17 protein-coding genes and 1 other RNA gene are annotated in these 18,576 nt (G+C 69.4%); 7 read left to right on the top strand and 11 right to left on the bottom strand.

Features of this window, described 5'->3' with window-relative positions:
• Positions 1-140 precede the first annotated feature (140 nt).
• The 4 genes from O1G22_RS25730 to O1G22_RS25715 all read right to left on the bottom strand — a co-directional run bounded on the left by O1G22_RS25730 (position 141) and on the right by O1G22_RS25715 (position 5,290).
• A complete protein-coding gene (locus O1G22_RS25730) occupies positions 141-1,292 on the bottom strand; it encodes a uroporphyrinogen-III synthase (RefSeq protein WP_270083467.1) in 1,152 nt (383 codons plus the stop codon).
• 104 nt (positions 1,293-1,396) lie between these two features.
• Positions 1,397-2,767 carry a nitrate/nitrite transporter gene (locus tag O1G22_RS25725; RefSeq protein ID WP_270083466.1) on the bottom strand — a complete coding sequence of 457 codons (1,371 nt, stop codon included), beginning with the start codon at positions 2,765-2,767 and terminating at the stop codon, positions 1,397-1,399.
• A gap of 178 nt (positions 2,768-2,945) precedes the next feature.
• A complete protein-coding gene (locus O1G22_RS25720) occupies positions 2,946-3,635 on the bottom strand; it encodes a response regulator (protein WP_225096174.1) in 690 nt (229 codons plus the stop codon).
• On the bottom strand, positions 3,635-5,290 hold the full coding sequence (locus O1G22_RS25715; protein WP_270083465.1) for an ATP-binding protein: 1,656 nt from the start codon (positions 5,288-5,290) through the stop codon (positions 3,635-3,637). Before O1G22_RS25715 ends, O1G22_RS25720 begins: the two co-directional genes overlap by 1 nt.
• 394 nt (positions 5,291-5,684) lie before the next feature.
• On the opposite strand from O1G22_RS25715, the gene O1G22_RS25710 reads away from it, so the two are divergent.
• From O1G22_RS25710 to O1G22_RS25700, 3 genes are all read left to right on the top strand, one after another.
• Entirely contained in the window at positions 5,685-6,449 is a 765-nt protein-coding gene (locus tag O1G22_RS25710; protein WP_225096442.1) for an ABC transporter ATP-binding protein, read from the top strand.
• Positions 6,446-7,321: an ABC transporter permease gene (locus tag O1G22_RS25705; protein WP_270083464.1), complete on the top strand. Its 876-nt coding sequence runs from the start codon at positions 6,446-6,448 to the stop codon at positions 7,319-7,321. The genes O1G22_RS25710 and O1G22_RS25705 overlap by 4 nt, the downstream gene beginning before the upstream one ends.
• Before the next feature lie 87 nt (positions 7,322-7,408).
• Positions 7,409-8,494 carry an ABC transporter substrate-binding protein gene (locus tag O1G22_RS25700; protein ID WP_270083463.1) on the top strand — a complete coding sequence of 362 codons (1,086 nt, stop codon included), beginning with the start codon at positions 7,409-7,411 and terminating at the stop codon, positions 8,492-8,494.
• A gap of 116 nt (positions 8,495-8,610) precedes the next feature.
• On the opposite strand, the gene O1G22_RS25695 is transcribed toward O1G22_RS25700, so the two are convergent.
• Both O1G22_RS25695 and O1G22_RS25690 read right to left on the bottom strand, forming a co-directional pair.
• On the bottom strand, positions 8,611-9,042 hold the full coding sequence (locus O1G22_RS25695) for a hypothetical protein (RefSeq protein ID WP_270083462.1): 432 nt from the start codon (positions 9,040-9,042) through the stop codon (positions 8,611-8,613).
• 149 nt (positions 9,043-9,191) lie between these two features.
• The gene (locus O1G22_RS25690; RefSeq protein ID WP_270083461.1) at positions 9,192-10,172 is read right to left on the bottom strand and encodes a LysR family transcriptional regulator; all 981 of its coding nucleotides are present in this window, start codon (positions 10,170-10,172) and stop codon (positions 9,192-9,194) included.
• An 84-nt stretch (positions 10,173-10,256) separates the two neighbouring features.
• Between O1G22_RS25690 and O1G22_RS25685 the strand changes: the two genes are divergently transcribed.
• From O1G22_RS25685 to O1G22_RS25670, 4 genes are all read left to right on the top strand, one after another.
• Entirely contained in the window at positions 10,257-11,474 is a 1,218-nt protein-coding gene (locus tag O1G22_RS25685; RefSeq protein WP_270083460.1) for an MFS transporter, read from the top strand.
• 97 nt (positions 11,475-11,571) lie between these two features.
• The gene (locus O1G22_RS25680) at positions 11,572-12,867 is read left to right on the top strand and encodes an ABC transporter substrate-binding protein (protein ID WP_270083459.1); all 1,296 of its coding nucleotides are present in this window, start codon (positions 11,572-11,574) and stop codon (positions 12,865-12,867) included.
• Complete coding sequence (locus tag O1G22_RS25675; RefSeq protein WP_270083458.1) at positions 12,864-13,751, top strand: carbohydrate ABC transporter permease; 888 nt, start codon at positions 12,864-12,866, stop codon at positions 13,749-13,751. The genes O1G22_RS25680 and O1G22_RS25675 overlap by 4 nt, the downstream gene beginning before the upstream one ends.
• Complete coding sequence (locus O1G22_RS25670; protein ID WP_270083457.1) at positions 13,748-14,569, top strand: carbohydrate ABC transporter permease; 822 nt, start codon at positions 13,748-13,750, stop codon at positions 14,567-14,569. The genes O1G22_RS25675 and O1G22_RS25670 overlap by 4 nt, the downstream gene beginning before the upstream one ends.
• Positions 14,570-14,637: 68 nt before the next feature.
• Here O1G22_RS25670 and ssrA read toward each other — a convergent pair.
• The 5 genes from ssrA to ftsE form a co-directional block, all read right to left on the bottom strand.
• Positions 14,638-15,006, bottom strand: a transfer-messenger RNA (tmRNA) gene (gene ssrA / locus O1G22_RS25665).
• Positions 15,007-15,117: 111 nt separating this feature from the next.
• Positions 15,118-15,597, bottom strand: coding sequence for an SsrA-binding protein SmpB (gene smpB, locus O1G22_RS25660; RefSeq protein ID WP_270083456.1), 480 nt, complete (start codon positions 15,595-15,597; stop codon positions 15,118-15,120).
• 69 nt (positions 15,598-15,666) lie between these two features.
• On the bottom strand, positions 15,667-16,866 hold the full coding sequence (locus O1G22_RS25655) for a S41 family peptidase (protein ID WP_270083455.1): 1,200 nt from the start codon (positions 16,864-16,866) through the stop codon (positions 15,667-15,669).
• 68 nt (positions 16,867-16,934) lie between these two features.
• Entirely contained in the window at positions 16,935-17,852 is a 918-nt protein-coding gene (gene ftsX, locus O1G22_RS25650; RefSeq protein ID WP_225096164.1) for a permease-like cell division protein FtsX, read from the bottom strand.
• A gap of 34 nt (positions 17,853-17,886) precedes the next feature.
• Positions 17,887-18,576: a cell division ATP-binding protein FtsE gene (gene ftsE / locus O1G22_RS25645; RefSeq protein ID WP_225096163.1), complete on the bottom strand. Its 690-nt coding sequence runs from the start codon at positions 18,574-18,576 to the stop codon at positions 17,887-17,889.

Here is an 18,576-nt window from a genome sequence, read left to right as displayed (position 1 = left end):
GGCGCGCATCGCCCCATACCGACTGGGCGAAATGGAACGGCACAAGGAGCAAGCTCTGGGGGCCGCTCTCCAGGACGGAAAGATCGGCCATCTCCAGTACTGGCTCACCTACTGGCAGGCCCAAGTGGAAATCGAGCGGCTCAGGCGTCCGCGTACTTCGCATCCGCCGCCGGATCCAACGCCAGCCGATACCCCCGCTTCACCACCGTCTGGATCAGCTTCGGCGCCCCCAGAGCCGTACGGAGACGAGCCATCGCCGTCTCCACCGCATGCTCATCTCGCCCCGCGCCCGGCAGCGCCCGCAGCAGGTCCGACCTCGGCACCACCCACCCCGGGCGGCGGGCCAGAGCGCGCAGCAGAGACATCCCCGCCGGGGGGACCGGCTTGAGGTCGCCGTCGACCAGGACGGCGTGGCCCCGGATCTCCACCCGGTGTCCGGCGATCGGCAGTGCCCTCGCCCTGCCCGGGAGTTCCTGGCAGAGCAGTTGCACCAGCGGGCCCAGGCGGAAGCGTTCCGGTTGGACCGTGTCCAGGCCGTGCGCCTGCAAGGGCAGTGCCGTCACCGGGCCCACGCAGGCCGGCAGGACGTCGTGGGAGAGGGCCGAGAGCAGCTCCGGCAGCAGGCGCCTGTCCTCCGCCCGCGACAGAAGCGACGCTGCCGCCGGGGCGCTCGTGAAGGTCAGGGCGTCCACCGAGCGTGCCACCGTCGCGTCCAGCAGGCGGTCCAGCGGGGTCGTGTCCTCCGGTGGCATCCAGCGGTACACCGGCACCGGGAGGACCTCCGCTCCACCGGCCCGGAGTGACTCGACGAAGCCCGGCAGGGGCTCGCCGTGCAGTTGCACCGCGATACGGCGGCCCTCCACGCCCTCCTCCAGCAGGCGGTCCAGGACCTCCGCCATGGACTCCGAGGACGGGGACCACTCCTCCGTCAGGCCCGCGGCGCGAATCGCGCCCTTGACCTTCGGGCCCCGCGCCAGCAGTTCCGCCTCGCGGAGCCGGTCGAGCAGCGGGTCGCCCAGGCCCCAGCCCTCCGCCGCCTCCACCCAGCCCCTGAAGCCGATGGCCGTCGTGGCCACGACCACGTCCGGGACCTGGTCGATGATCTCCTTCGTCGAGGCGAGGAGCTCCCCGTCGTCGGCGAGCGGCACGATCCGCAGGGCGGGCGCGTGCAGCACGGCGGCCCCGCGCCGCTGGAGCAGGGCGCCCAGCTCCTCGGCCCGGCGCGCGGCGGTGACGCCCACGGTGAAGCCCGCGAGCGGACCGTGCTCCGGGTGCTGCTCTTCGTCGTACATGGCTCGGCTCTCCTTGCTGACCGGCACGCCCCGTCTGACCGGTATACCGAGCCTGTCAACAGCGCGTGACAGGCTCGGTTCGACTTCATTGCACCGGTGTTACGTCACACTTCCGCGTAGCTGAGCTGCGGCTTTGTCTCCGCAGTCGCCTCCGTTACAGCCTGCCCCGCCGGACGGCGAAGGTATACGGCCCACGTCAGCGCGAAGCAGACGCCGTAGAAGGCGAGGAAGGCGACGAACGCGCCCGTCCCCGAGCCGTAGGAGAGGAAGGACTGGCGGAAGGCCATGTTGATGCCGACGCCGCCCAGCGCGCCCACCGCGCCGATCAGGCCCATCGAGGCACCGGACAGGCGGCGGCCGTAGGACACCGCCTCCTCCCCTTCCAGCCCCTTGGCCAGCGCCTTCGTCTGGAAGATGCCGGGGATCATCTTGTACGTCGAGCCGTTGCCCAGACCGCTCAGGACGAACAGCACCACGAAGACGCTCACGAACAGCGGCAGGGACTTCTGCATGCTCGCGACGACCAGGATCGCCGTCGCCGCCGCCATGCCCACGTAGTTCCACAGCGTGATGCGGGCACCGCCGTAGCGGTCGGCCAGCCAGCCGCCGACCGGGCGGATGAGCGAACCGAGCAGCGGGCCGATGAAGGTGAGGTACGCCGCCTGGAGCGGGGTGCGGCCGAACTGGTTCGTCAGCACCTGGCCGAAGGCGAAGCTGTAGCCGATGAACGAGCCGAACGTGCCGATGTAGAGGAAGGACATGATCCAGGTGTGGGCGTCCTTCGCCGCGTCCTTCGCCGCGCCGGTGTCGTTCTTCACCGACGACAGGTTGTCCATGAACACCGAGGCCAGTACGGCGGCCACCACGATCAGCGGGATGTAGATCCCCAGCAGCAGCCTCGGGCCGCCGTTCGCGCCGATGATCGCCAGCGCCACCAGCTGGATGACCGGCACGCCGATGTTGCCGCCGCCCGCGTTCAGGCCCAGCGCCCAGCCCTTCTTCTTCAGCGGGAAGAAGGCGTTGATGTTGGTCATGGAGGAGGCGAAGTTGCCGCCGCCGATGCCCGCGAGGAGACCGATCAGCAGGAACGTGTTGAAGGACGTGCCCGGCTTCATCACCGCGTACGCGGCCACCGTCGGCACCAGCAGCAGGCTCGCCGAGATGATCGTCCAGTTACGGCCGCCGAACACCGCCACCGCGAAGGTGTACGGGACCCGGACCACGGCGCCGACCAGCGTGACCATCGAGGTCAGCAGGAACTTGTCGGCGGGGGTCAGGCCGTACTTCGGGCCCATGAAGAGGACCAGGACGGACCACAGGGTCCAGACCGAGAAGCCGATGTGCTCCGACAGCACCGAGAACCACAGGTTGCGGCGGGCGATCTTCTCACCGGTCGCCTTCCAGAATCCCTCGTCCTCCGGATCCCACTGCTCGATCCAGCGGCCACTGCGACGGGGTACGGCTGGGGCTGTCATCACGCCTCCACGGGGCTCCGGCTGCTCGGTCTGCCTAGGTCATACGGCGGTCCGCTATACGACTGACTGAGGCCGAAGGTAGGGAGGGCGCGTTTCCGCGCTGTGGCTGTGGGTGACCGGGAAGGAACTTTGCTCTCACTCACGGGGAGGCGGACCCGTGAGGGGAGCCGGGACCGCCTCAGGACGCGATGCGGTACCGGTGCTCCGGCCGGCCCGTCGCCCCGTAGCGCAGGATCAGGCGGACCGTTCCTTCCTTGACGAGGTAGGAGAGGTAGCGCTGGGCCGTGGCCCGGGAGACCCCGGTCAGTTCGGCGGCCTCGGCGGCGGACAGATCGCGGTGGGCGGTGCGCAGCGTCTGCTGGACCAGGGCGAGCGTGGGCGCCGAGTGCCCCTTGGCCGGGACCCGGGGCACGGCGGGCGGCCGTACCGCGCTGAACAGGGCGTCCACATCGGCCTGTTCGGTCTCCGTGGTCTCCCCGAGGGTGTCGACGCGGTGCTGGAGCTCGCGGTACGCGGTGAGCCGTTCCGCCAGGTCGGCGGCGCCGAAGGGCTTGACCAGATAGCCGACCGCGCCGAGCTTCATGGCGGTGCGGACCGAGGCGATGTCCCGGTCCGCCGTGATCACGAAGGCGTCGGGGCGGGCGCCACCCGCGTCCCCGGTGAGCCGGCGCAGCACGTCCAGTCCGCTGCCGTCGGGCAGGAAGATGTCGAGCAGCAGCAGGTCGGGGCGCAGGTCGTGCACCGCCTGGAGAGCGTCGGCCACGCTCGCCGCCTCGCCCACCACCTCGTACCCCCGGACCCGGGACACGTAGTCGCAGTGGATGTGGCTGACCCGGAAGTCGTCGTCCACGACCAGGGTGCGGATCATCAGCGGTCACCTCCTCCCACAGACAGCGTCTTCCTTCCCCCGGTCGTCACAGGATCCGGCAGGGGCAGTCGTACGGTGAAGACCGCGCCCGGCCCCTCGCTGACGGTGATCGTGCCGCCGTGCCGCGACACCAGGCGGTGGACCAGGGCCAGGCCCAGGCCGCGCCGGGCGGTGCCCCGGTCGGGGCGGGTCGACCAGCCGTCCTCGAAGATCGAGTCCCGGGCGCCGGGCGGGACACCGGGGCCGGTGTCGGCCACCCGTACGGTCGTCGCCTGCTCGTCCTCGGTGAGCGTGAGCCGTACCGCGCGTCCGCCCGCCGGGGGCGGTCCGTCGCCCGCCGCGTCGATCGCGTTGTCCAGCAGATTGCCGACGATCGTCAGCAGCCGGGGCAGATGCGGCGGGTCCTCGCCCAGCGCCGAGCCGGTGTCCAGCTCGACCCACACCCCGCGCTCGGCGGCCACCGTCGTCTTGGCCACGACCAGACCGACCATCAGCGGGTTGCCGATCCGCTTGCGCACGGACTCGGTGAGCGCCTGCCCGGCGCCAGCTGACTCCACGGCCACCTCGTACGCGTCGTCGTACGCCCCGATGTCCAGCAGCCCGGCGAGCGTGTGCATCCGGTTGGTGAACTCGTGCTGCTGTGCTCGAAGGGCGTCCGTCAGACCGCGTACGGAGTCCAGCTCCCGCAGGAGCCCGACCAGTTCGGTGCGGTCCCGGACGGTCACCACCGCGCCCAGCTCCCGCCCGTGCAGGGTCACCGGCATCCGGTTGACGACCAGGCAGTGCTCGTCGGTCAGCACGCTGATGTCGGTGCCGGTCAGGGTGCCGTCCAGGGCCCGGCGCAGCCGTCCGTCGGGCAGGACCTGGTCGAGGGTGCTGCCGAGCGCGGTGCCGAGGCCGAGCAGTCGGCGCGCCTCGTCGTTCACCACGCTGATCCTGCCGTCCGGGTTGAAGGCGATGACGCCCTCGCGGATGCCGTGCAGCATCGCCTCACGGTCCTGCAGCAGCCCGGCGATCTCCTCCAGCTCAAGCCCGAACGTGGTCCGCTTCAGCCGCCCGGCCAGCAGGAACGCGGCCACCGAACCGATTGCGGTGGCGATCGCCGTATACAGGGCGAAGGTGGGCAGCTCGCGCCAGAGCTCGCCGAGGACGTCGTTCTCCGGCATGCCCACCGACACCTCGCCGACCAGTTCGCCCGTCGGCCCGTACAGCGGGACCCTGCCGTTGGCGGACCGCCCGGTGGCGCCCTGGTCGGTGCCGACGTGCGGCCGGCCGTCCCGCGCCACGACCGGCTCGGTCACCGGCGAACCGATCAGCCGCGGGATGGGGTGCGAGTGGCGGATTCCGTTCAGGTCGATGACCACGACGTACGACGCCCCCGACGACTGCCGGATGCGCTCGGCGACGGCCTGCACCACGGCGCCTCCCCCGTCGTCCTGCATGGCCCGCCGGATCTGCGGGTCGGCGGCCGTCGTCTTGGCGATGGCGACGGCCCGCTCCTCGTAGGTGCGGTCGAGCGCCGAGCGCTGTGCGAAGGCGAACAGGACGAAGCCGATGAGGCCCGTGAGCGCCAGGATGGCGAGCTGGCTGACGAGGATCCGCGCGGACAGTCTCCCCTTTCCGCCGCGCCCGATCCGTATGCGGATGGGAGTCACAGGTGCCTCTTCGCCCCTGTTCCGATCGGTGCCGGGCCGGCCCTGACGCCGGACCCGTGTTGGCGCGATTGTGCCCGATGGCCGGAATTCTGCCCACCCCCGTTTCACTGAGCAGAACGAGCAGAACCCCGGTTTACGCGGCTTTCGCGGGATACCTCGGAAACAGCGACGTAACACCGGGTGGCCTCTAGCGTCTGCCTTCACCCGCTCCCGACGAGGTGCGGAACTCGACCCGACGAGGTGTGGAACCCGCCCCTCAAGGCGTGGAAGGAGACGGCCCCCCATGGCTTCGCGAAACGATGTCGCGAAGAGCCCGATCACCGGCACGGCAACCGCAGGCGCAGCAGCGCGTGAGGATGCGCGCGTCGAGATCTCCGGGCTCACCAAGCGATTCATGACCCCTGCCGGTGAGGTGTTCACGGCGCTGCAAGACGTGTCGTTCACTGTGGAGCCCGGCCAGTTCTGCGCGGTGGTCGGACCCACCGGCTGCGGCAAGTCGACCACCCTGAGCATGGTCTCCGGGCTCGACCGGCCCAGCGAGGGCTCGGTGAAGGTCGGCGGCCGCGAGGTGGACGGCATCACCGACGGCGTCAGCTTCATGTTCCAGGCCGACGCGCTGCTGCCCTGGAAGACCGTCCTCGGCAATGTGCTGATGGGCCCGATCTTCCGTGGCGTGCCCAAGCAGCAGGCGCAGGCCTCGGCCCGGGACTGGCTGCGCCGGGTCGGCCTCTCCGGGTTCGAGGACCGCTATCCGCACCAGCTCTCCGGCGGTATGCGCAAGCGCGTGGCGATGGCCGCGGCGCTGATCAACGAACCCAAGATCCTGATCATGGACGAGCCGTTCGGCGCCCTGGACGTGCAGACCAAGGCGATCATGTCGACCGAGCTGCTGGGCCTGTGGGAGCAGATCCGGCCGTCCGTCATCTTCATCACCCACGACCTCGACGAGGCCGTGGCGCTCGCCGACCGGGTCGTCGTGATGACCTCCAGCCCCGGTTCGGTCAAGGCGGTCTTCGACATCGACCTGCCCCGCCCCCGCGGCTCCGTGCAGGAGATCCGCTTCCAGCCCCGCTTCATCGAACTCCAGCACCAGATCTGGGACACGCTGCGCGAAGAGGTCGAGCGCGCGTACGCACGCACGGCAGGAGAGAAGGCATGAGCACGACCACCGCTTCCGCCGCGCAGGTCAAAGACGGCGGGCAGAGCTCGGCGGCCGCCGCCGCCAAGCGGGCCGTCCGGCGACGCGTCGCCTCGGTGTGGGCGGGCCGCGTGGGCCTCGCGGTCATCATCATCGGCGGCTGGCAGGCCTTCACCACGTGGGGCATCGTCGACAAGTTCTTCTTCGGACAGCCGTCGGGCATCTGGAAGCGGCTGATCGAGCTCTTCCAGAACGGCACCGAGACCGGCTCCTTCTACTCGAACATCTGGACCACCATCCAGGAGGCGCTCGTCGGCTTCGCCATCGGCACCGTCGCAGGCGTCGTTCTCGGCGTCGCCCTCGGACAGAGCCGCTTCCTCTCCGATGTGCTCGGCCCCTACATCAAGATCGTCAACGCGATCCCGCGCATCGTCCTCGGCTCGATCTTCATCGTCGCCTTCGGTATCGGTCTGACGCCGAAGATCCTGCTCGCCGCCGTGCTGGTGTTCTTCATCGTCTTCTTCAACGCCTTCCAGGGCGTCCGCGAGGTCGACCGGAACGTCCTCGCCAACGCCAAGGTGCTCGGCGCCTCCAGGCTGCAGATCACCCAGCACGTCATCGTGCCCTCCGCGCTGACCTGGATCATCGCCAGCCTGCACAGCGCGTTCGGCTTCGCCATCGTCGGCGCGCTCGTCGGCGAGGTGCTCGGCGCGCAGAAGGGCCTCGGTCTGGTCATCAAGACCGCGCAGGACCAGTTCGACCCCAACGGCGTGTTCGCCACGATGCTCGTCATCGCGGTCATCGTGCTCGGCGCGGAGTGGCTGATCAGCAAGCTCGAACACCGGCTGCTGTCCTGGCGCCCGCCGACCCCGTCCGAGGCCAACAGCCTCTGATCCCCGCCCCTTTCACCACCCCCTCCCCCCTCCCCTCCCCGCGTCCCCCTCGCGTCCCCCTCGCATGTCCGAAAGGAAAGAGCCGCCATGCTGAAGAGAGCCCTCACCGCATCGCTCGTCACCGTCCTGTCCCTCGGCGCGGCCACCGCGTGTTCCAGCAGCTCCGGCAGCTCCGGTTCGAGCGGCTCCGGCGGCACCCCGACCGTCAAGCTGATGGTCGGCGGCATCGACAAGCAGATCTACCTGCCCTTCCAGCTCGCGCAGCAGCTCGGCTTCTACAAGAAGTACGGCGTCAACGTCGAGCTCAGCACCGAGCAGAACGGCGGTATCGGCGCCGAGGATGCCATGATCTCGGGGCAGGTCGACATGGCGGGCGCCTGGTACAACCACACGATCGAGTTCCAGACGAAGGGCAAGGCGGTCGACGACGTCGTCCAGCTCTCCGGCGCCCCGGGCGAGCGCGAGATGTGCAGCTCGAAATCGGGCGTCCACTCGGCCGCCGACTTCAAGGGCAAGACCCTCGGCGTGACCGACCTGGGCTCGGGCACCGACGTCCTCACCCAGCTCATGGCCGCCAAGAAGGGCGTCACGGTGGGCCAGTTCCACCGCATCGGGGTCGGCGCGGGTTCCACCGCCCTCGCCTCCCTGCAGAACGGCAAGATCGACTGCGTCATGACGACGCAGCCGACGGTCGCCGCGATCGAGAAGAAGGGCATCGGCACCTCCGCGATCGACCTGGCCACCACGGAGGGTGCCACGGCGGCGCTGGGCGGCGCCTTCCCGGGGGCCAGCGTGCTCGCCCGCAGCGAGTGGGTGAACTCGCACAAGGACGCGACGCAGAAGGTCGTCGACGCGCTCGTCGCCACCATGCACTGGATCAACACGCACACCGCGGCCGACATCGCCGACAAGCTGCCGCAGTCGTTCGTGCAGAACCAGCTGGTGACCAAGGACGACTACATCAAGGCCCTGACCCAGGACAAGGGTCAGTTCCTCCCGGACGGCATCATGCCGGCCGGCGGCCCGAAGACCGCGCTGGCGATGGAGCAGCTGGTCGGCAACGTGAAGGGTTCGGTGGACCTCAGCAAGACGTTCACCAACGACTTCGCGATCCAGGCCAACAAGCTGGAGGGCTTCAAGACCACCACGACCCCGGCCGGGGCCAACGGCTGACGGATCGGCACATAGGAAAGCAGGGGCTTCTGGTGGACAGGTACCGTCCACCAGAAGCCCCTTTTCACGCCGGAACATTCTCGGCGCCGGTCAGAAATACCGGCCGGAAATGCCGGTCAGAAGTACAGGTAAACCCCGCCCGAGCTGTTGCCGCTCCAGTCACGGCTGGAACCGATGACCTCCAGCACCTTCTTGTACTGGCTCGGGTAGAGGAAGATGTGCGTGTTCGGGCCGTCGGTGAGGCTTCCCTTGGCCGAGGCGCGCTTCACCTGCTCGTTGCCGCTCTTGTCGACGTAGACGACTTCCACGTACGAGTATTCACAACCGGGAGCCGAACCGAAGGAGTCGGCGACGAAGACGTAACCGCCGTAGGTGGAGCTGTAGCGGCTGCCCCCGCTCGTGGTGTCGATGCACTTCTTGTAGGTGGACTGGTGCGTCTGGGTCGGGTAGTGGACGCCGCCCGACGCGAAGGCGGAGGTCGCCGCCAGCGTGACCGCGGCACCGGCCGTGCCGACGACCGTGAGCGCACGCTTGATGTTCTTGAGCATGGAAGTCTTCCCCTCGTTTCGGTGCAGGGAGCCGGGAGCGGGATTCGGCCATGTACAGGCGCTTCTCGGCCCTGCTGGCGAGATCATGACAGTCCGGCAGAGTGCCAGGAAGCCCTTTCCTTGAAGGCTTGAGCAACATCTGAGGTGGCTCAGGCGCCCGCTCTCATCGCCTCGCTGTCGACCCCTGGAAGCCACCCCTGCGCAGGCCGCCGCAGCCACCCCTGCGCCCGGGAGATCTCCGTCGCCGCCCGCCGCAGCGCGGCAAGGCCGGGGTGGGCCAGCCCCTTGCGCCAGACCAAGGAGACGGGCGAGAGGGGGACCGGGTCCACCAGCGGGCGCAGCACCGTGCGGGGCAGGGGCGGGAAGTCGACCACGGCCAGGATCGGATGGCCGTTCTTGCCCATGATCCGCTCGAACTCCTCGTCCCCGACGGCCAGCGGCAGGGGCGGGGCGAGCCGGATGCCGTGCTCCGCGAAGAGGCGGGACGCCAGGTCGGTCCACTCCGGGGTGCGCGGGTTGCCGGCACCGGCGTACACCGTCTCCCCGGCCAGCGCGGACACCGGCAACGGCGCCTCGGGCAGCGCGGCCAGGAGGTGGTCCTCGGGGAGGATCACGGCCATCGGCTCATAGCGCAGCGGCTGCTGGGAGAGCCCCGACCGCAGTGCCGGGTCCAGGCCGGCGAACCGGCCGAAGGAGACGTCCAGCCGGCCGGCGAGAATGAGCTCGGCCGCCCCGGTCAGACCGCTCTCGTAGCGGGCCATCAGCTCGCAGTCGGGGGCGAGTTCCCGGGCCCGGTGCAGCACCCGGCGGCCGGTGACCAGGCCCGGCGAGTTGAGGTCCACCAGCAGCGGGCGGGCCTGCCTGAAGACGGCCAACAGCTCGTCCTGCGCCGCGAGGACCCGGCGGGCGTACGGCAGCAGGCGCTCGCCGTCGGCCGTCAGCGTCACCTGCCGGGTGGACCGCAGGAACAGCTCGGCGCCCAACTCCCGCTCCAGCCGCCGTACATCACGGCTGAGCGCCTGCTGGGCGACGTACAGCCGGGCGGCGGCCCGGGTGAAGTGCAGTTCCTCGGCGACGGCGACGAAGGCGCGCAGGAGTCTCGGCTCTATGTCGGCGGGCAGGGCGGGCATGACGGGGAATTTACAACACGGGTGCGTGAATCGGCGCCGAGCAGGTGTTGGACCCCTTGATCCCCTCCGGGCGAGGGTGGATCCATGCCCCCTCTCATATCCGCACCGGCGCGGCAGAACGCCTACCGCCGGCTCTTCTCCTTCCCCGGTACCCGTGCCTTCACCAGCGGCAATCTGCTCGCCCGGCTGCCCATGGGCATGTTCAGCGTGAGCGCCGTCGTGATGATCGCCGGGTCCCGGGGCTCGTACGCCCTCGCCGGCGCCGTCACCGCGACCGGGCTCGCGGCGACCGGACTCGCCGGGCCGTGGATCGCCCGCCTGATCGACCGGTACGGGCAGGCCCGGATCGCCGTGCCGGCCACGCTCGTCTCCGTGCTCGGCAGCCTCGCGCTGCTGCTGTGCGTGCGCTACGACGCCCCCGACTGGACCCTGTTCGCCGCCTACGCCGCGACCGCGACCACCCCCAACATCGGCGGGCTGTCCCGCGCCCGCTGGGCCCATCTGCTGCGCGACGACCCGGGCGCGCTGCACACCGCCAACTCCTTCGAGCAGGCCGCCGACGAGCTGTGCTTCATGCTCGGCCCGGTGCTCGCGTCCTTCCTGACCGGCACGTTCTTCCCGGAGGCGGGCACCCTCACCGGGGCGGCGCTGCTGCTCGCCGGGATGCTGCTGTTCACCGCGCAGCGCGCCACCGAGCCGCCGGTGCGGGCCGTCCGCTCCACCAGGGCGCCGCTGCGCAGCCCGGGGATCCCGCCCCTGCTGGCCTGCTTCGTCGCGACCGGCGCGGTGTTCGGCTCGATGGAGGTCGGCACGATCGCCTACGCCGACGCGCACGGTCATCGCGCGGCAGCCGGCGCCGTGCTCGCACTCCAGGCTGCGGGCTCCTGCGGGGCGGGCCTGGTGTTCGGCGCGCGGAAGCCGGCCGGGGTGCGGCTGGGCCACTGTCTGGCCGGGATGGCCGTCCTGATGACGCTGCCGTGGGCGGCCGCCGGAGTGGCCGGTTCGCTGCCGGCGCTCGCCGGCGCGCTGCTGGTCGCGGGCATGGCGACCGCGCCGACGATGGTGACGGCGATGACCCTGGTACAGCGGCGCACCCCCGCCGACCGGCTCAACGAGGGCATGAGCCTGGTGGTGACCGGGCTGCTCACCGGCATCGCCTGCGGCTCGGCGGCGGGCGGCTGGGCCGCCCAGCACCTCTCCCCCGCCACCGCCCTCGCCGTCCCGGCCGCCGCGGCCACGCTCGCGCTGCTCATCCACGCCTCGTCGACGCGGCTCAGTCGAACCGCTTGCATCGATTCCTGACAGATCTGTTGACCCCCGCCCAGCGCCCGCCTACGGTCCTGCGTCGAAGCGCTTCGACATCACGAATCAACGGATTCGACTCCCCCGGAGGCACTGGATGTTGACGGCACGAAGGCGACGGGCGGCGGCTGCCGCGGTGGTGGTGGCCGGATCCCTGCTGCTGGCCTCCTGCGGCGGCTCGGGCAGCGGCTCCGGCGACGGCAAGACCCTCCGGCTCTGGCACTACGAGGGCCCCGACAGCGCGATGGGCGTGGCCTGGAACGAGGCCATCAGGGTGTTCGAGGCCCAGCACCCGGGCGTGAAGGTGAAGTTCGAGGAGAAGGGCTTCGAGCAGATCCAGAAGACCGCGCCGATGGTCCTCAACTCCTCCGACGCCCCCGACGTCATGGAGTACAACAAGGGCAACGCGACCGCCGGCCTGCTCTCCAAGCAGGGCCTGCTGACCGACCTGACGGCGGAGGCCGCCAAGCGCGGCTGGGACAAGAAGATCCCGGCGGGCGTCCGGACGACCAGCATGTACGACACGAACGGCGTGATGGGCTCCGGCACGTGGTACGGCGTGCCCGACTACGGCGAGTACACGATGGTCTTCTACAACAAGGACCTCTTCAAGAAGTACGGCATCGCCGAGCCGAAGACCTTCGACCAACTCACCGCCGCCATGGATCAGTTCGTGGCCAAGGGCGTGACCCCGCTCGCCGACTCGGGCGCCGAGTACATGGCCCAGCAGTACCTCTACCAGCTCGCCCTGTCCAAGGCCGACCGCGCATGGGTCGACTCCTACGAGCTCTACAAGGGCAGGACCGACTTCCACGACGCCGCCTGGACCTACGCCGCGACCACCTTCGCCGACTGGGTGAAGAAGGGCTACCTCGCCAAGACCGCCACCAGCGCCAAGGCCGAGGACGCGGGCGTGTCCTGGATCCAGGGCAAGGCGCCGATCCTGTTCTCCGGCAGCTGGTGGTACGGCCGCTTCCAGACCGAGGCGAAGTTCGACTGGGACACCACCCTGTGGCCCGGCTCCGACCTCACCCTCGGCTCCGGCGGCAATCTGTGGGTCGTTCCCAAGGGCGCCAGGAACAAGCAACTCGCCTACGACTTCATCGACATCACCCTGTCGAAGGAGATCCAGACCCTGCTCGGCAACAAGGGCGGCATCCCCGTGGCCGCCGCCGCGGACACCATCGCCGACCCCAAGTCCAAGGCCCTGATCGCGAACTTCAACACCCTCACCGCCCGCGACGGCCTCGCCTTCTACCCCGACTGGCCGGTGCCCGGCTTCTACGACACCCTCGTCTCCGAGACCCAGAGGCTGCTGACCGGCAGCGAGAAACCGGACGCCTACCTGGACCATCTCCAGAAGGCGTACGACCAGGGCGTACCCAAGCGATGAAGGCCCCCCGCGACTCCTACACCCTGTTCCTCCTCCCCGGCGCCCTCGCCTTCCTGGCCGTCGTCGTAGTGCCGTTCCTGATGAACACCGGGCTCGGCTTCACCGACTGGCAGGGCGTGGGCAGCCCGCACTGGTCCGGGCTCGCCAACTACCGTCAGCTCGCGCACGATTCCGAGTTCTGGGCGTCGTTCCGGCACAGCCTGTTCATGGTCGTCGCCATGGCCGTCGTACCGACCGCTCTCGGACTCGTGCTGGCCGCCGCCCTGACCGACTATGTCGGCAAGCACTTCGGCACCCGCCTGGCGTCGATCCTGCGCGCCTGCTTCTACCTTCCGCAGGTGCTGCCGGTCGCGGTCGCCGGCATCGTCTGGAGCTGGATCCTGGCCCCCGACGACGGCACCCTGAACGCACTGCTGAAGGCCGTCGGGCTGGGTTCCTGGCAGCAGGACTGGCTGGGCGACCCGGACCTCGCGCTGTACACCGTCATGGGCGTGCTGGTCTGGGTGCAGCTCGGTTTTCCGCTGGTGGTGTTCATGGCGGGCCTCGGCCGGATCGACCCGCAGCTGTACGAGGCGGCCGAGCTGGACGGCGCCGGCTGGTGGCGGCGCTTCGCGCACATCACGCTGCCGGGGATCCGGCCGGAGATCTACGTCGTGCTGACCTGGTGCACGATCGCCGCGCTGAAGGTGTTCGGCGCGGTGTATGTGCTCACCAAGGGCGGTCCGGGCGGCGCGACGGACGTTCCGTCGTACTTCTCCTTCACCACGTTCTTCGAGAAGACCCAGGTCGGCTACGGCGCCGCGATCTCCACCGTGCTGACCGTGATCATCCTGGCCCTGGCCCTCATCGGCCTGAAGCTGCAGAGCCGTGCGGAGGAGGCATGACCGCCCTGCGCCGCTACCCGGTGCTGATCGCCCTCTGCCTCGCCGCCCTGTTCATGATCGTGCCGTTCGCCATCGTCGTGGTCAACGCGGTCAAGTCCCCGGCCGAATACTCCCAGCACGGCCCGCTCAGCCTGCCCCACGGCCTGTACACCAAAGGGCTGACGGACTTCTGGCAGCGCGTCGACTACGGGCAGAAGCTGCTCAACTCCGTGCTGATCAGCGGCTCGGTGGCGCTCCTGGCCACTGTCCTGTCGGTGCTGAACGCCTACGCGATCGGCATCGGCCGGGTCCGGGGCCGCACCTGGGTGCTGGCCTTCTTCGTCCTCGCGAACATGCTGCCGCAGGAGGCGCTGGTCTACCCGCTGTACTACCTCAGCAAGCAGGCCGGCCTGTACGACACCCGGCTCAGCGTGATCATCGTGTTCACGGTGCTCCACTCCGCGTTCGGCACGTACCTGCTCTCCTCCGTCCTCGGCCAGTTCCCCCGGGAGATCATCGAGGCGGCCCGGATCGACGGGGCCGGCACATGGCAGGTGCTGTGGCGGATCGTCGTGCCGGTCAGCCGCCCGACCCTCGGGGTGCTGCTGGTCTTCTTCTTCATCTGGACCTGGAACGAGTTCCTGCTGCCGCTGGTCATGCTCGTCTCCAACGACAACCAGACCGTCTCCGTCGCCCTCGGCGTCCTCCAGGGCCAGCGGCTGATGGACGCCACCATGACCAACGCGGCCGCCCTGCTGGGCGTGCTCCCCGCGGTCGTGTTCTTCCTGGTCTTCCAGCGGACGCTCACCCGGGGGATCGCGGCGGGGGCGGTGAAGTAGCGCATGACAAAGGCCCCGCCGCGCGGAGCGACGGGGCCTGTGCCCACATGGGGTATCCCCGGAGGGATTGGTGGAGATGGCGGGAATCGAACCCGCGTCCAACGGTGCGGAATCAGGGCTTCTCCGTGTGCAGTTCGCTGCGCTTTTCTCAGCCCCGGCGATCACGCGAACAAGTCGCCGACAGGCTCAGTCACTGTTTGGTTTCCCTTTTCACCCCGTGACCGGGATCAAGGTTTAGTTCCCTAGCTGATGCCAGGATCCGGGTCGGGAACAGCCCCGGGCTGACACTTCGCAAGTCGCTACTTAGGCAGCGAGGGCGAAGGAATCGCGCTTGGTGTTGGCGATTATTTTTTTCGGCCTGTGGTTTACGAGATCATGGCCGCTTCCTCGACACGCTTCCCCTGCTTCGACAGCCGCTGTCGAAACCGATCATCCCCATGTTGATTTTTCAAACCCTCCGGAGAGGGTGCGTGTGCACTCTCTGTGGAGTGCGATGCCATCGTACGGTAACAACGCAGGTCGGTGCCAGCGTATTCCCACCGCCGCCGCTAGGCCCGCTGCCTGCGCCGGGCCGCCGACATCGCCCGGTCCGCCTCGCGCCGGTCCTGCTTCTCCCGCAGGGTCTGCCGCTTGTCGTACTCCTTCTTGCCCTTCGCCAGCGCGATCTCGATCTTGGCGCGGCCGTCCTTGAAGTACAGGGCGAGGGGCACGATCGTGTGACCCGTCTCCTGGGACTTGGACTCCAGCTTCTCGATCTCCGCGCGGTGCAGCAGCAGCTTGCGCTTGCGGCGGGCGCTGTGGTTGGTCCAGGTGCCCTGGCTGTACTCGGGGACGTGCACGTTGTGCAGCCACGCCTCGTGGCCGTCGAGCTGCACGAACCCGTCGACCAGCGAGGCCCGCCCCTGGCGCAGCGACTTCACCTCGGTGCCCATGAGGACCAGACCGGCCTCGTAGGTGTCGAGGATGTGGTAGTCGTGCCGCGCCTTCTTGTTCTGCGCGATCAGCTTGCGCCCTTTTTCCTTAGCCATAGTGCCGACCATTTTCGCACCACGGAGGGGGTGTGCGTACAGCCGATTAACGTGAGGCCACCAGTGGGGCTAAGAGGAAGCACCGAGGCCGGTGAGGACCGTCTCGGCCCGCCGGAGGGCGTCGTCCCCCGGGCCCGCCTCCAGGTCCGGGGTGATGCCCTGGCCGTCGACCGCGTGGCCGGAGGGGGTGCGGTAGTGGCCGACGGTCAGCTCGGCCACCGAGCCGTCGGGCAGCCTGGTCGGCATCTGGATGGAGCCCTTGCCGAAGGTGCGGGAGCCGATCACCACCGCGCGGCCCCGGTCCTGGAGGGCGCCGGTGAGCATCTCGGCCGCGCTCATCGTGCCGCCGTCGACCAGGGCGACCAGGGGCCGGGCGGTGTCGCCGCCGGGGTCGGCGTGCAGGGAGCGCGGGGCGCCGTCGACGTCGTACGTGGCGACCAGGCCGCCGTCGAGGAAGGCGGAGGAGGTCTCCACGGCCTCGGTGACCAGGCCGCCGGAGTTGCCCCGCAGGTCGAGGATGATCCCGCCGTCGGCCGGGACCTCACGCACCGCCGCGCGGACGGCGTCGCCGGAGCCCTTGGTGAACGCGGCGATCTTGATGACGGTGACCCCGCCGGGCAGCTTGCGCACGGTCACCGAGTCGGTGGACAGGCTGGCCCGGCGCAGTTTCCGCGTCCACGCGCGCGTGCCGCGCTGAAGGCCCAGCGTGACGGTCGTACCGGCGGCCGCGTCGTCGGCGTCGCCGCGCAGTAAGGAGACGACGTCGGTGACCGGGCGGCCGTCGACCTTGCTGCCGTCGACACTGGTCAGCCGGTCGCCCTCGCGGATGCCGGCCTGGGCGGCGGGCGAGTCGGGCTGGACCCTGGTCACCTCGATCCGGCCGTCCTGCTCGCGGCTCGCCCACAGGCCGACACCGGTGTACCTGCCGTCGAGGGCGTCCTGGAACTCCTGGTACGCGCCCTCGGAGTACACCGCGGCCCAGCGGTCGCCGCTGCGGCTGACGGCCCGCTCGGCGGCCTCCATCGGGGACTTGCCGTCGGCCATCGCGTCGGCGGCGGCCTTCTGGACGTCCTCGTGCGGGGTGGTGGCCTCGCCCGCCGGGCGGAACGCGGCCTTCCGGGTGGGCTGGCCGGTCTGGCCGGTCTCCGGGAAGGAGCCGGTGGCGGCGCCGGCGACCAGGACGCCGGCGAAGACCAATGTCAGGGCGGCCCCGCGGCGGATGCGGCGGGGCGGACAGAGCAGGTCTCGGCACAGTTCTCGGCCTGACATGGCGGTGAGTCTAGGACAACGCGAAGGGCCGCACGGGCGGTTGCCCGTACGGCCCCTCTTGGCATGCGTCACACCTTCAGATACTTGCGCAGGGCGAAGAAAGCCGCCAGCGCCGGCATCAGCACGCTCGTCGCGAGGATCAGCGGCAGCTTGGTGAGCACCGCGTCCCAGCCGACGAAGTTGATGAGCTGCAGCTTGTGGGCGAGGTCCATGCCGTGGTCGATGGTGAAGTACCGGCCGACCACCAGGGCCACACAGGCGAGACCGCCGCCGATGAGTCCGGCGACCGCGGCCTCCGCGATGAACGGCGCCTGGATGTAGAAGCCCGATGCACCGACCAGGCGCATGATGCCGGTCTCACGCCGGCGGCTGAACGCCGAGACGCGCACCGTGTTGACGATCAGCAGCAGCGCGACGATCAGCATCATCGCCATCACACCGAGCGCGCCGCGGTTCATCAGGTTCAGCAGCTGGAACAGGTTGTCCAGGATGCCCTTCTGGTCCTGCACCGACTGCACGCCGTCACGCCCGTTGAAGGCGCTCGCGATGACCTGGTACTTCTGCGGGTCCTTCAGCTTGATCCGGTACGACTCCTGCATCTGGTCCGGCGTCAGCGAGCTGGCCAGCGGGGAGTTGCCGAACTGCTCCTTGTAGTGCTTGTAGGCCTCGTCCTGCGATTCGTACGACACCTTCTCGACGACCGGCATCTTCTGCAGGTCGGCGAGGATCTGCTTCTTCTGGTCATCGGTGACCGCGCCCTTGGCGCAGTTGGCGTCCGACTCGGCATCGTGCTTGTTGCACAGGAAGATCGAGACGTTGACCTTGTCGTACCAGTAGCCCTTCATGGTGGACACCTGATCGCTCATCAGCAGCGAGCCGCCGAAGAGGGCCAGGGAGAGGGCGACGGAGACGATGACGGCGAAGGTCATCGTCAGATTGCGGCGGAGACCGACACCGATCTCCGACAGGACGAACTGGGCGCGCATGGCGTCTGGTCAAGCCTTTCGGTCGTGGACGTGGTCAGTGCTGGTAGCCGTAGACGCCACGGGCCTGGTCGCGGACGAGGCGGCCCTTCTCCAGCTCGATGACGCGCTTGCGCATCTGGTCCACGATGTTCTGGTCGTGCGTCGCCATGATGACCGTGGTGCCCGTCCGGTTGATGCGGTCGAGCAGCTTCATGATGCCGACGGAGGTCTGCGGGTCGAGGTTGCCGGTGGGCTCGTCGGCGATGAGCAGCTTGGGCCGGTTGACGAAGGCCCGCGCGATGGCCACGCGCTGCTGCTCACCACCGGACAGCTCGCCGGGCATACGGTCTTCCTTGCCGCCGAGCCCGACGAGGTCGAGCACCTGCGGCACGGACTTGCGGGTCTCGCCGCGGGACTTGCCGATGACCTCCTGGGCGAAGGCCACGTTCTCCGCGACGGTCTTGTTCGGCAGCAGCCGGAAGTCCTGGAAGACGGTCCCCAGCTGGCGGCGCATCTGCGGCACCTTCCAGTTGGAGAGGCGCGCGAGGTCCTTGCCCAGCACGTGCACCTGTCCGTGGCTGCACCGCTCCTCGCGGAGGATGAGCCGCAGGAAGGTGGACTTTCCGGAGCCGGAGGATCCCACGAGGAAGACGAACTCGCCCTTCTCCACCTCCAGGGAGACATCCCTGAGTGCGGGGCGGGTCTGCTTGGGGTAGACCTTGGAGACGTTGTCGAATCGGATCAC

The sequence above is a fragment of the Streptomyces camelliae genome, assembly GCF_027625935.1.
GTDB lineage: Bacteria > Actinomycetota > Actinomycetes > Streptomycetales > Streptomycetaceae > Streptomyces > Streptomyces camelliae.
This window is presented reverse-complemented; position numbering and strand designations above follow the sequence as displayed.